Origin of the sequence: Citrobacter sp. SX206 (assembly GCF_024181025.1) — a bacterium.
In the GTDB taxonomy this organism is placed as follows: Bacteria; Pseudomonadota; Gammaproteobacteria; order Enterobacterales; family Enterobacteriaceae; genus Citrobacter; species Citrobacter youngae.
The window spans coordinates 1,177,665-1,190,937 of record NZ_CP049738.1 but is presented as its reverse complement, the minus strand read 5'-3'; the positions used below and the strand labels follow the sequence as shown (position 1 = coordinate 1,190,937).

At 52.1% G+C, this 13,273-nt stretch carries 14 protein-coding genes; 4 read left to right on the top strand and 10 right to left on the bottom strand.

Annotated features, from left to right (window positions below; translation table 11 throughout):
* Positions 1-207: 207 nt before the first annotated feature.
* The 7 genes from lepB to rseD form a co-directional block, all read right to left on the bottom strand.
* Positions 208-1,182 (bottom strand): signal peptidase I, encoded by a 975-nt coding sequence (lepB, locus tag G8S19_RS05805; protein WP_199970555.1) that lies wholly within the window; start codon positions 1,180-1,182, stop codon positions 208-210.
* Between the two features lie 15 nt (positions 1,183-1,197).
* The gene (gene lepA, locus G8S19_RS05800; RefSeq protein ID WP_005130327.1) at positions 1,198-2,997 is read right to left on the bottom strand and encodes a translation elongation factor 4; all 1,800 of its coding nucleotides are present in this window, start codon (positions 2,995-2,997) and stop codon (positions 1,198-1,200) included.
* A 270-nt stretch (positions 2,998-3,267) separates the two neighbouring features.
* Complete coding sequence (rseC, locus tag G8S19_RS05795; protein ID WP_048210887.1) at positions 3,268-3,732, bottom strand: SoxR-reducing system protein RseC; 465 nt, start codon at positions 3,730-3,732, stop codon at positions 3,268-3,270.
* Positions 3,729-4,685: a sigma-E factor regulatory protein RseB gene (gene rseB, locus G8S19_RS05790; protein WP_048210886.1), complete on the bottom strand. Its 957-nt coding sequence runs from the start codon at positions 4,683-4,685 to the stop codon at positions 3,729-3,731. Before rseB ends, rseC begins: the two co-directional genes overlap by 4 nt.
* On the bottom strand, positions 4,685-5,335 hold the full coding sequence (gene rseA / locus G8S19_RS05785) for an anti-sigma-E factor RseA (RefSeq protein ID WP_005130332.1): 651 nt from the start codon (positions 5,333-5,335) through the stop codon (positions 4,685-4,687). Before rseA ends, rseB begins: the two co-directional genes overlap by 1 nt.
* Positions 5,336-5,366: 31 nt before the next feature.
* Positions 5,367-5,942 carry an RNA polymerase sigma factor RpoE gene (rpoE, locus tag G8S19_RS05780; RefSeq protein WP_003037573.1) on the bottom strand — a complete coding sequence of 192 codons (576 nt, stop codon included), beginning with the start codon at positions 5,940-5,942 and terminating at the stop codon, positions 5,367-5,369.
* Positions 5,939-6,103 (bottom strand): rpoE leader peptide RseD, encoded by a 165-nt coding sequence (gene rseD, locus G8S19_RS05775; RefSeq protein WP_124022090.1) that lies wholly within the window; start codon positions 6,101-6,103, stop codon positions 5,939-5,941. The genes rpoE and rseD overlap by 4 nt, the downstream gene beginning before the upstream one ends.
* Positions 6,104-6,366: 263 nt before the next feature.
* On the opposite strand from rseD, the gene nadB reads away from it, so the two are divergent.
* Positions 6,367-7,989 (top strand): L-aspartate oxidase, encoded by a 1,623-nt coding sequence (gene nadB, locus G8S19_RS05770; protein ID WP_061068365.1) that lies wholly within the window; start codon positions 6,367-6,369, stop codon positions 7,987-7,989.
* Here nadB and trmN read toward each other — a convergent pair.
* Positions 7,974-8,711, bottom strand: a complete 738-nt coding sequence (gene trmN, locus G8S19_RS05765; RefSeq protein WP_192465357.1) for a tRNA(1)(Val) (adenine(37)-N(6))-methyltransferase TrmN — start codon at positions 8,709-8,711, stop codon at positions 7,974-7,976. The genes nadB and trmN overlap by 16 nt on opposite strands.
* Positions 8,712-8,841: 130 nt before the next feature.
* Here trmN and srmB point away from each other — a divergent pair, with 130 nt between their 5' ends.
* A complete protein-coding gene (srmB, locus tag G8S19_RS05760; RefSeq protein WP_003835340.1) occupies positions 8,842-10,170 on the top strand; it encodes an ATP-dependent RNA helicase SrmB in 1,329 nt (442 codons plus the stop codon).
* A 17-nt stretch (positions 10,171-10,187) separates the two neighbouring features.
* On the opposite strand, the gene G8S19_RS05755 is transcribed toward srmB, so the two are convergent.
* Positions 10,188-11,084 carry a LysR family transcriptional regulator gene (locus G8S19_RS05755; RefSeq protein WP_253686280.1) on the bottom strand — a complete coding sequence of 299 codons (897 nt, stop codon included), beginning with the start codon at positions 11,082-11,084 and terminating at the stop codon, positions 10,188-10,190.
* Between the two features lie 102 nt (positions 11,085-11,186).
* On the opposite strand from G8S19_RS05755, the gene eamB reads away from it, so the two are divergent.
* Positions 11,187-11,774 (top strand): cysteine/O-acetylserine transporter, encoded by a 588-nt coding sequence (gene eamB, locus G8S19_RS05750; protein ID WP_253686278.1) that lies wholly within the window; start codon positions 11,187-11,189, stop codon positions 11,772-11,774.
* Between the two features lie 79 nt (positions 11,775-11,853).
* Here the strand turns inward: eamB and grcA are convergent, their stop codons facing one another.
* Entirely contained in the window at positions 11,854-12,237 is a 384-nt protein-coding gene (gene grcA / locus G8S19_RS05745) for an autonomous glycyl radical cofactor GrcA (RefSeq protein ID WP_005121223.1), read from the bottom strand.
* Between the two features lie 318 nt (positions 12,238-12,555).
* On the opposite strand from grcA, the gene ung reads away from it, so the two are divergent.
* Positions 12,556-13,245: a uracil-DNA glycosylase gene (gene ung, locus G8S19_RS05740; protein ID WP_003037561.1), complete on the top strand. Its 690-nt coding sequence runs from the start codon at positions 12,556-12,558 to the stop codon at positions 13,243-13,245.
* Positions 13,246-13,273 lie beyond the last annotated feature (28 nt).

Here is a 13,273-nt window from a genome sequence, read left to right as displayed (position 1 = left end):
CAGCACACGAAACAGACCTGATATACACCCGTCATTAGAGAGACCAATGCTGTTTCGTGTGCCGTGGCAACCTGACGGTGCCAACCTAAAACTTCGGGGGAATATTCTATACACAACGACAAGGGATGTCGTTAGTCTGAGGGAATTAATCCGAGAAATAATTCACGCTGTCGTTATTAAGACGACAGCGTGAACCATTATCAGCAATTAGTGGATGCCGCCAATGCGACTCAAACGAACACCGGTTGGCCACTCACCTTCTTGTTTGTCGAAACTCATCCAGATTGCGGTCGCTTTACCTACCAGATTCGCTTCCGGTACAAATCCCCAGTAACGGCTGTCCGCGCTGTTGTCACGGTTATCGCCCATCATGAAGTAATGCCCCGGTGGAACGATCCAGGTGGCTAACTGCTGACCCGGCTGACGGTAATACATCCCCACCTGATCCTGCGCGATTGGCACCATCAGAATGCGGTGAGTTACCTCACCCAGCGTTTCTTTACGCTCGGTCAGGCGAATACCGTTGTCTTTCGTTTCGTTCAGCGGAACTTCAAAGAAACCGCTGGTCGCTTCCCCGCCGTTGCGGCGAGCAAACGTCTGCACAAAATCACTTGGCTGAACATCAGAGTACGTTACCGGCAGCGCGTTTTCACAAGCCTGACCGGAACGGCATCCTGGCTGAATCGTCACCTCTTTCGCCACCGGATCGTACGTCACTTTGTCTCCCGGTAAACCGACAGCGCGTTTGATGTAGTCCAGACGCGGATCTTCCGGGTATTTAAATACCACGATATCACCGCGTTTCGGGTGGCCAGTTTCGATCAACGTTTTCTGATAAATCGGATCTTTAATTCCGTAGGCAAATTTCTCTACCAGAATAAAATCACCAATCAACAGTGTTGGCATCATCGAACCCGACGGGATCTGGAACGGTTCATAAATAAATGAACGCACCACCAGCACAATAGCCAGTACCGGGAAAACGGACGCACCGGTTTCCAGCCAACCCGGCTTAGGGGCAACTTTTTTCAGCGTTGCTTTATCCAGTGAATCGCCTGCAGCGGCCTGTGCCGCAGCCTGGCGCTCCCGGCGTTTTGGCGCGAAGACAAACTTATCTACGCACCATAAAATGCCCGTCACCAGTGTGGCAATCACCAGAATCAGGGCAAACATGTTCGCCATGCCAACTCCTTAAGATTATTTGCTGTCTTTACCGACATGCAGAATAGCGAGGAAGGCTTCCTGCGGCAGTTCGACGTTACCGATCTGCTTCATTCGCTTTTTACCCTCTTTCTGTTTTTGCAGCAGCTTTTTCTTACGGCTGATATCGCCACCGTAGCACTTAGCCAGAACGTTTTTACGCAGTTGCTTAACCGTTGAACGCGCAATGATGTGCGTACCAATGGCCGCCTGAATTGCGATATCGAACTGCTGGCGAGGGATCAGATCTTTCATCTTCTCGACCAGTTCACGGCCACGGCTCTGGGAGTTATCGCGGTGGGTAATCAGCGCCAGTGCATCGACGCGTTCGTTGTTGATGAGGACATCAACGCGTACCATGTCGGAGGCCTGGAAACGTTTGAAGTTATAATCCAGCGACGCATAGCCGCGAGAAGTCGACTTCAGACGGTCGAAGAAGTCGAGTACCACTTCCGCCATTGGAATTTCATAGGTCAACGCAACCTGGTTACCGTGGTAAACCATGTTGGTCTGGACGCCACGCTTCTCGATACACAGCGTAATAACGTTGCCGAGGTATGCCTGCGGCAGCAGCATGTGACACTCAGCGATCGGCTCACGCAGTTCGTAGATGTTGTTCAGCGGCGGCAGCTTGGACGGGCTGTCGACGTAGATAGTCTCTTTCGCCGTGGTTTCCACTTCATAAACTACGGTCGGCGCAGTGGTGATCAGATCCAGATCGTATTCACGTTCCAGACGCTCCTGAATGATCTCCATGTGCAGCAGCCCCAGGAAGCCACAGCGGAAACCGAAGCCCAGCGCGGTAGAACTTTCCGGTTCGTAGAACAGGGAAGCATCGTTGAGGCTCAGCTTACCAAGCGCATCACGGAAGTTTTCGTAGTCGTCGGAGCTGACCGGGAACAGACCCGCATATACCTGCGGCTTCACTTTTTTAAAGCCAGGCAGGGGTTTATCTGCCGGGTTACGAGCCAGCGTCAGGGTATCGCCTACCGGCGCGCCGAGGATGTCTTTAATGGCGCAAACTAACCAACCTACCTCGCCACACTTCAGTTCTGTACGGTCAACCTGTTTCGGCGTAAAGATACCCAGGCGATCTGCGTTGTAGACCTGACCGGTACTCATCACTTTGATTTTGTCGCCTTTACGCATGGTACCGTTTTTAATACGCACCAGCGAGACCACACCGAGATAGTTGTCGAACCAGGAGTCGATGATAAGCGCCTGTAACGGGCCTTCCGGGTCGCCTTCTGGTGGCGGAATATCACGCACCAGACGTTCAAGAACGTCGGTCACGCCAACACCGGTTTTCGCCGAGCAACGGACAGCGTCAGCCGCATCAATACCGACGATATCTTCAATCTCTTCCGCCACACGCTCTGGATCGGCGGCTGGCAGGTCAATTTTGTTCAGTACTGGCACTACTTCCAGATCCATTTCCATGGCGGTATAGCAGTTAGCCAGTGTTTGCGCTTCAACACCCTGCCCGGCATCAACCACCAGCAGTGCGCCTTCACAGGCGGCAAGCGAGCGTGAAACTTCATAAGAGAAGTCAACGTGGCCCGGGGTGTCGATAAAGTTAAGCTGGTAGGTTTCACCATCAGATGCTTTGAAATCGAGCGTCACGCTCTGCGCTTTGATAGTAATACCGCGCTCACGCTCAAGATCCATCGAGTCGAGAACCTGCGCTTCCATTTCACGGTCAGACAGGCCACCGCAGATCTGGATAATACGGTCAGACAGCGTCGATTTACCGTGGTCGATGTGAGCTATGATTGAAAAGTTACGTATGTTCTTCATATAGTGTAATTATTGTGCCTTACGCCTGCCTGGGCAGGCTCTGAGAAGTCGCTGTTCTGAGCTTAACGTCTGTTTTAGTGAAACGCCGCATTCTACACTACATCGCTGAGGCGAGGAAATGTTCATAGAGCAAGGATAGCGGGAACTGGAAACAACTTTGCAAAGTCAGTGAAACTTTTGCCGGATGGCGGCATAAACGCCTTATCCGGCCTACCTTTGCATCTGAGGACGCTGTAGGCCTGATAAGCGCAGCGCCATCAGGCAAAGATATCACTGCGGGGTTTCAACACGAATCAGATCGGGCGGGAGAGCTACGTTGAGAATAACCGGTTGCCAGGCTTCGCGCTCAGCAAGCTTACGGGAATATCCTCGCGCAATCAGGAATCCCCCCACACCGCCCAGTATCGCCCCGCTGAGTGCGGCGATATCGCTGCCAAACAGCACCTGAAACAGCGCAGCAAAAATAAAGAGTCCCGCCAGCGGAGACATATAAACCAGCATCGCCGAGCCTAACAGGCTCCCTTCGGCAATACCCAGTTCAACTTTCTGCCCAGGCGTCAGCGGTTCATCGCTGGGTACCACGATAGTATGCGTTGTTTGCGGCCCCAGTTTGTTCAGCACACGACTGCCACATCCAGCCCGCGACGCGCAGCTGCTACACGATGCTTTAACATCGCAGCTGACCGTCGCCAGACCATTTTGCCAGGAGACGACTGTTGCCCATTCTTTAATCATTGCGCGGCCCTGAACTTAATATTATCCGCGATACGCTTTGCCGTTTGCGGCGGGAGCTCGCCCACAATGGTGATTTCGGCATTATCCCGCACGGTAGTACTGACCGTTCGACGTCCGGTACGCAGCAGTTGATCGGCGCTGTTTTGCGACGCGCGGTTCACGTTCACAGAAAAACTGAACAGGCCATCAGAATACAGGCGCGATTCAATCGGCATGTTATCCATTGTCGGCAGCGGGCGTCGACTGCTGGAAACCTCGCTGAAGCCTTGCGGTAACCACGATGGACTCCAGTTGAAGTTCGTTTTCTCCCCCGCAGGAACTGACAATAACGGCGGAAGATTTGCTTTCGCCAGCGTCTGCATGCTGTCGCTAACCCCGTTATTGACGGTAAAGGCGATAACGCGGAATTGTTCAAGCGTTTCGCCATCCCGATCGAGGAGATCGACACGCATTGGCAGCTTGGTTTCGGTGTCCATCCAGACGATGTAGCTGTAACGCGTACCGTCACGCGCTACCACGCGGATAACTTCACAGAGTCGGTCGGCAATACGCGTGCGTCCTACCGCGATAAAATCATAGTAGGGTGCAAGACGTTTAAAATCGGTGTAAATCAGGGATGGCAGAGAATCAACAATATAGTCGCCATTCAGCGTGAACGGTTCGAGTCCTGGCTCAAAGTAACTGATTTCATTGCCACGTTGCACCACTTCCCGACGCGGTCCATCCATTTGCAACAACTGTGCAAGAGGGCGGTTGTCCTGGCGGGCATGGCGATAACGTAGGGATTCAACGCCCTGCTTATTGATGCTGACAAATGACAGCTCATAGGTGAGCGACTGGCTGGCCAGATTCATCTGCTGCAACAACGCCCCGGACGCAGGATTGGCCGAGGCGTTTACAGAGAAGAACAGGCTACCAGCCACAAGTGACATGGCAAACCAAAGTTGCTTCATTACTGCGATTGCGTTCCTAAAGTTTGAATTCCTGGCACCTGGACAGCGGCTTGCTGTGTTTGCGCCTGCTCAAACTGAAGCTGTTCGGAGTGCAGTCGACGTTGCAGTTCGTAATCCTGCAACATGGCATTAATACGACGACGCTGCTCCTGTACCTGCTGTTGCTGACCGCCGCTGGCAGTCGCGTCAGAAGGTACACCCAGGCTCACCGGACTGGCTTTACCCATCATCGGTAATGTATTAAATACCGGCGTTTCGGGCTGCTGGGACGTTTCAGATTGTCCATTATAGTGCTGGACGCCAACAATAACTGCAAGTGATACACACGCGGCCACACCCATTTGGGTAAGCTGCGCAGCCCACGGACGCATTTTCTTCCAGAATGGCATTTTCTGCCACTGATGCGGTGCTGGCTGGGCCTCAGGGATCAATGGCACCGCCTGACGTACTGGCTCATCTGCGATAGCAGCCATTACGCGGTCGGAAATATCGAAATGGAGAACGTCGGCGGTATCACCTCGCATGGAATCGCGAATCAGGTGATAACTCTCCCAGGTTTTTTGCATTTCCGGGTCATGAGCCAGCTCTTTGAGCAACTCAGTGTCCAGCGTTTCGCCATCCATTAAAGCGGAAAGTTTTTCTTTCTGCATGCCTAATACCTTTTCCAGTATCCCGCTATCGTCAACGCCTGATAAGCGGTTGAACTTTATTATCAATAGCTTCCCTCGCTCGGAAGATACGTGAACGCACCGTACCCACCGGACAATCCATGATAGCGGCTATCTCTTCATAGCTCAGGCCATCCAGCTCCCGCAAGGTTATTGCCATGCGTAAATCTTCCGGGAGGGACTCAATAGTTCGGAAAACTATCTGTCTCAGTTCTTCTGACAACATTAAGTTCTCAGGGTTCGAAATTTCTTTCAGCGCACCGCCACTTTCGTAATTTTCTGCTTCTATCGCATCTATATCACTGGAAGGTGGACGACGCCCCTGAGCGACCAGGTAATTCTTCGCTGTATTGACCGCAATACGATACAGCCAGGTATAAAAAGCACTATCTCCCCGGAACGAGTCCAGCGCACGATAGGCCTTGATAAATGCTTCTTGTACAACATCGGGAACATCGCCCGACGGTACATAGCGGGAAACCAGACTCGCCACTTTATGCTGGTAGCGAACCACCAGTAAGTTAAAGGCTTTCTGATCTCCCTTCTGGACCCGTTCAACCAGGACCTGGTCCGTTAACTGCTCGCTCATCCGAGGTAAAGTCTCCCCAAACCAAATTTCCACGCGCTTTCGAAACGCCACTCCATAAGCTTCACTATGAGCAAGCAAAAGCTTAGAGTGCTCAAGTTTCGTAAAGTTCCGTTACGCATTTGTTTTTGTTTGTCATGTTGTAGACAGGTCTTATCTCTCATTATAAGTCTACATAACCCGATCAACGCACTATCTGTATAGAAATGCCCATTTCACCGCCAGCAGAGTAACCCAACAGCCACTTTATTTCACCTCATAATCTGATGCTAACGGCCTGCTTCACAAAATATTTTTGCTCTTTCACTCATCCACATTCCCTTCCCCTGTGTTTAGCCATTGCAACACGGTTGAAAATAAAACGTGCAGCATCGCGCAGTATGGTGCTATGGTGAGCGAACACTGTTTAGTAAATTAAACAAAAATCATGAATACGACTCCCGAATTATCCTGTGACGTGCTGATCATTGGCAGCGGGGCTGCCGGACTCTCACTGGCGCTACGCCTGGCTGAAAAACATCAGGTCATTGTCCTGAGCAAAGGACCAGTTAGTGAAGGCTCGACATTTTATGCTCAGGGTGGCATCGCCGCGGTTTTCGATGAAACCGACAGCATTGACTCCCACGTTGAAGACACGCTGATTGCAGGGGCCGGTCTTTGCGATCGTCATGCCGTTGAGTTTGTAGCCAGTAACGCCCGCTCGTGTGTCCAGTGGCTAATTGATCAAGGCGTCTTATTTGATACTCAGGTTCAACCCAATGGCGAAGAGAGCTATCATCTGACCCGAGAAGGCGGCCATAGCCATCGACGAATCCTGCATGCGGCAGATGCCACTGGTAAAGAGGTCGAAACCACATTGGTCAGCCAGGCGCAAAGTCATCCGAATATTCGGGTACTGGAGCGCAGTAACGCCGTGGACCTGATCATCTCAGATAAAGTTGGTCTACCGGGGACGCGTCGGGTTGTCGGAGCCTGGATCTGGAATCGTAATAAAGAAGCCGTTGAGACCTGCCATGCGAAGTCGGTAGTGTTGGCCACTGGCGGCGCTTCTAAAGTGTATCAATACACCACCAATCCGGATATTTCTTCGGGCGACGGTATTGCGATGGCCTGGCGCGCAGGATGCCGCGTCGCCAATCTGGAATTTAACCAATTTCACCCAACCGCGCTGTATCATCCACAGGCGCGCAATTTTCTGCTGACTGAAGCGCTTCGCGGCGAAGGCGCACACCTGAAACGCCCGGATGGCTCACGCTTTATGCCCGACTTTGACAAGCGCGGCGAGCTGGCCCCACGTGATATTGTCGCCCGTGCCATCGACCACGAAATGAAGCGCCTCGGTGCTGACTGTATGTTCCTCGACATCAGCCATAAGCCCGAAGAGTTTGTTCGCCAGCATTTCCCGATGATTTACGAAAAATTGCTGGGACTGGGCATCGATCTGACCAAAGAGCCGGTCCCTATCGTTCCTGCCGCGCACTATACCTGCGGCGGCGTGATGGTTGATGACTTTGGTCGTACAGATGTCGACGGGCTGTATGCGATCGGCGAAGTGAGTTATACCGGCCTGCATGGCGCCAACCGCATGGCGTCGAACTCGCTGCTGGAGTGTCTGGTGTATGGCTGGTCTGCGGCGGAAGATATTGACCGCAGAATGCCTTATGCCCGCGGCGTTAACTCGCTCCCGGGTTGGGATGAAAGCCGGGTAGAAAACCCGGATGAGTTGGTTGTCATTCAGCATAACTGGCATGAGCTGCGGCTGTTTATGTGGGATTACGTCGGCATCGTGCGCACCACTAAACGTCTGGAGCGCGCCCTGCGCCGTATCACCATGCTGCAACAGGAAATCGACGAGTATTACGCCCATTTCCGTGTGTCGAACAATTTGCTGGAACTGCGCAATCTGGTGCAGGTTGCTGAGCTGATTGTCCGCTGCGCGATGATGCGCAAAGAGAGTCGGGGCCTGCACTACACGCTGGATTACCCAGAACAGCTTCCAGAGGCGGGCCCGTCAATTCTCTCGCCGCTCAGTCATCACATAAACAGATAGAACGCCTGGGTCAGCGCCGTATAACCTTCAGAGTAACGCTGGTCTGGCCCACGGATCACCAGCCTGTCGCTAAAGTACTCCCCGGCCTGCGGGGAGAATGCCAGCAATACCCGATGCGGTAGACGGGCCTCGGTTTCTGCTACATCCGTGCGCAATCGCAGATGCCAGCCCAGGCTAAGCGCCTGCTGAGTAAATGCGTTACCAATCTGCTCCGGTAGCACTACACAAAAAAAACCGTCTTCCGTAATGCTGTCCGCCGCCAGCGTAAGCAACGCCTGGTGATCGAGCGAGGTGGTATAGCGAGCCTGCTCGCGCTGCGGTGTAGCGCACTCCACGCCCTGTTCATAATAGGGAGGATTGCTGATTATCAAATCAAAACGCACGGTCTGGCGCGGTATCCACTGCTGGGCATCTTCCGTATGCACGTTCACACGATGCATCCACGGAGATTGCGCGATGTTCTCCTGCGCCTGCTGCGCGGCGTCAACGTCGAGTTCCACAGCATCAATGATGACGTTTTCATCAGTGCGCTGGGCCAGCATCAGCGCCAACAGACCGCTCCCGGTACCAATATCCAGGATTCGTTTAACACCCGCAACGGGGGCCCAGGCCCCCAATAAAATGCCGTCCGTTCCGACTTTCATTGCACAGCGATCGTGTGCCACAAAAAACTGCTTAAAAGTAAATCCATTACGTTTCAGTACGGATGTAGACTGGGGCATGAAGAACAACCTTCCTGGAAAAAAAACGATAACATAGGATAAAAACAATACCTGAGAAGGTATATCCATACAAACAGATGAAGATTGCAGCCGTAACGTCTATAATCAGCGCCCCACTCAGAGGTAGAACATGACTGTAACGACTTTTTCCGAACTTGAACTCGATGAAAGCCTTCTGGATGCCCTCCAGGAAAAAGGTTTCACTCGCCCGACCGCCATTCAGGCTGCCGCCATTCCGCCTGCGCTCGATGGCCGTGATGTACTCGGTTCTGCGCCGACAGGCACCGGTAAAACGGCGGCATATTTGCTGCCAGCGTTGCAGCACCTGCTCGACTTCCCACGCAAGAAATCTGGTCCGCCGCGCATTTTAATCCTGACGCCAACGCGCGAACTGGCGATGCAGGTTGCTGAACACGCCCGTGAGCTGGCGAAGAATACGCACCTGGATATCGCGACCATTACCGGCGGCGTGGCTTACATGAACCACATGGAAGTCTTTAGCGAAAACCAGGACATCGTGGTTGCCACCACGGGTCGTCTGCTGCAATACATTAAAGAAGAAAACTTCGACTGCCATGCGGTTGAAACGCTAATTCTCGATGAAGCAGATCGTATGCTGGACATGGGCTTTGCCCAGGACATCGAACATATCGCCGGTGAAACCCGCTGGCGTAAGCAAACCATGCTGTTCTCCGCCACGCTGGAAGGCGATGCGATTAAAGATTTTGCCGAGCGTCTGTTGGAAGATCCGGTCGAAGTCTCAGCGGATCCGTCCACCCGCGAACGCAAGAAGATCCATCAGTTTTACTACCGTGCCGATGACATCGAGCACAAAACTGCCATGCTGATCCACCTGTTAAAACAGCCGGAAGCGACCCGCTCGATTGTCTTCGTACGTAAACGCGAGCGTGTGCACGAGCTGGCAGGTTGGCTGCGCCAGGCGGGCATTAACAACTGCTATCTCGAAGGCGAGATGGTGCAGAACAAACGCAATGAAGCGATCAAACGCCTGACCGATGGCCGCGTGAACGTGCTGGTAGCCACCGACGTTGCCGCTCGCGGGATCGATATTCCTGACGTCAGCCATGTGTTTAACTTCGACATGCCGCGCAGTGGCGATGCCTATCTGCACCGCATTGGCCGTACCGGTCGCGCAGGTCGTAAAGGTACTGCGATCTCTTTGGTTGAAGCGCACGACCATCTGCTTCTCGGCAAAGCGAGCCGCTATATTGACGAGCCGCTGAAAGCACGCGTCATCGACGAACTGCGCCCAACCACGCGCGCGCCAAGTGAGAAATCCAACGGTAAGCCATCCAAGAAAGTGCTGGCGAAGCGCGCCGAGAAAAAAGCGAAAGAGAAAGAGAAGCCGCGGGTGAAAAAACGTCACCGCGACGCTAAAAATATCGGCAAACGTCGTAAGCCGAGCGGAGCTGCTACCCAGCAGTCCGACAAAGAGTAAACCGAATGCCGGGCCGTTTAGCCCGGCATTTTTTCACATGATGCAAAACTCTCTTCAATACATTCAATAAACACCCGTATCGCCGGGCTAACGACTTTTCCGGCATGATGTGCGCACAATGCGGTAATCAATTCAGGCTTTTCACTGAACGGCAACTCGATTAATTCTCCTGAGTGTAATTCCTTCTCAACGGTAAACCGCGGTAAAAAACTGACACCAAGATTCGCAGAGACACACTGCTTGATGCTTTCGATACTCCATAGCTCAATAGTATTTTCCAGCGTTATCTGCCGCTTACGCAGCAGACTTTCAAAACGCTGTCTAAAAATACATTGCGGTTCATTAATGATAAAACTGCAGGGAATATGCTGATTATGCTGAGTGAAATCAACATCCTGAAGAGCCGGAGAGGCGACCAGCGCCAGTGACTGTTCACCCAGTGACAGCATCTCAAGCGCCTCATCATTCCCAACCCGATAAAACACCCCCAGATCAACCTCATCGTCCAGCAGGGCATCACGAATGACATAACAATTGAGCGACTGTAGGGACAACCGAACATTGGGAGCGCGTTGTTTAAAGCGCTGTAAAACCTGCGGCATTTTATAGGCCAGTAACGTTTCTCCGGTTGCGACGCGGAGATCGCCGCTCGGCTGCGCATCCTGATGTGCTGACTGTCGGATCGATGCCATCACACGCGTCAGGTCATGTATATGCGGCATCAGCCGTTTGCCCTCACTGGTGAGACACATCCGCCGGCCAATTTTTTCGAATAGCTGTACTGAGAGTTCTTGTTCAAGCTGTTGAATATGAAACGTTACGGTTGATTGCGTACAGCAAAGCTTTTGTGAAGCCCGAAGGAATGAGCCCTCTTCCACCACTGTTTTTAACGTAATAAACCGACGTAAATCCATTCGCACCAACCCATCGAAAATATCGAATTCAGAATGCAAAAACATTCATTTTTTTAAATGTTTTGTCTCGGGTACTGTCTACCAAAACAGAGGAGATAACAAGTGACCCCCATGCTTTTAAGTGCATTCTGGACCTATACACTGATTACTGCGCTAACACCCGGCCCGAATAATATCCTCGCGCTGAGTGCGGCGACATCACATGGCTTACGTCAAAGCACGCGTGTTCTGGCCGGAATGAGTCTGGGCTTTTTAATCGTCATGCTGCTGTGCGCCGGGATCTCGTTTTCGCTGGCGGTCATGGATCCGGCTATTATTCATTGGCTGAGTTGGGCAGGGGCAGCCTACATTTTATGGCTGGCGCTGAAAATCGCCACCGGCCCAGCCTCAAACGATAGCCTGCAGGCGGAACCGATTAGCTTTTGGGCGAGTTTTGGTTTGCAGTTTGTGAACGTCAAAATCATTTTGTACGGCATTACCGCGTTATCCACATTTGTATTGCCGTATACACAGGACGCGCACTGGCTGATTGGAGTGAGTATTCTGCTGGCGCTCATCGGCACCTTCGGAAATGCCTGCTGGGCGCTGGCGGGCCATCTTTTTCAGCGCGTTTTTCGCCGTTACGGTCGGCAGTTGAATATCATTCTGGCATTACTGTTGGTGTATTGTGCGGTGAGGATTTTTTACTAACGGATACAAAAAAGCGGAAGACGCACTGGCGTCTTCCGCTTGTAGATTCTCTGCTGAGCGGGGTTATTCCCGGCGAGCCTTACAGGCTCTCAGTAAAGGTACGAGCAATAACGTCGCGCTGCTGCTCTGGGGTCAGAGAGTTGAAACGCACTGCATAACCAGAAACACGGATGGTCAGCTGCGGATATTTTTCCGGGTGCTTAACTGCATCTTCCAGTGTTTCACGACGCAGAACGTTAACGTTCAGGTGCTGACCACCTTCTACACGAACTTCCGGCTGTACATCTACCGGTACTTCACGGTATTCGATTTCGCCCAGTTTGCTGACGGCAACGACGTCATCAGCATTGAAACCTGCTTTGGCAACGATGCAGCGTGCTTCGCCTTTTTCGCTGTCCAGCAGCCAGAAAGAGTTCAGCAGGTCGTCGTTTGCAGCTTTAGTAATCTGGATACCTGTAATCATGTTGATGCCTCCCCGGCAAAATTATTTGATTTCGGTTGGCCTCATCCGGCCAATTGGTAAAACCATTGTTGCTTGAATGTATATATACCCCTCACACACCCTTGAATCTTTGATTTAAATCAACAAAAACCACACATGAAAAGTGGTGATAGGTGGATTTTATTGTTTTACATCAACTTACACCATATGCACGGGTAAACTTTTTACATAAATTTTCAACTATCTTTAATAGGTAGCGCTTTGAGAAACGTGCAGAATTTTGCGCCGTTGAAAGAAGCAGTTAAGCTATGGGGATTGAAAAAATCGCAGGAGAGCGAGATGGCCACCGAATTAACCTGGCACGATGTGCTGGCTGAAGAGAAACAGCAGCCTTACTTTGTTAACACGCTGCATACCGTTGCCGGCGAGCGTCAGTCGGGTATGACAATCTATCCACCGCAAAAAGATGTGTTTAACGCGTTTCGCTTTACTGAGCTTGGCGACGTTAAAGTTGTCATTCTGGGACAAGATCCCTACCACGGCCCAGGCCAGGCACACGGTCTCGCCTTCTCTGTACGCCCTGGCATCGCCACTCCGCCGTCACTACTGAACATGTATAAAGAGCTGGAAGCCACCATCCCGGGATTTACCCGTCCGACACATGGATACCTGGAAAGCTGGGCACGCCAGGGCGTATTGTTACTCAACACCGTTCTCACCGTTCGGGCGGGTCAGGCGCATTCGCATGCCAGTCTGGGATGGGAAACGTTTACTGATAAAGTCATCAGCCTGATTAACCAACATCGGGAAGGTGTGGTTTTCCTGCTCTGGGGTTCACATGCTCAGAAGAAAGGCGCGATTATTGATGCGCAGCGTCACCATGTGTTGAAAGCGCCACACCCATCACCGCTCTCTGCACATCGCGGTTTCTTTGGCTGCAATCACTTTGTACTGGCTAATGAATGGCTGGAACAACGAGGTGAAAAACCGATTGACTGGATGCCGGTATTACCCGCAGAAAGCGAGTAAAAAAATGCCAGCGATTCGCTGGCATTTT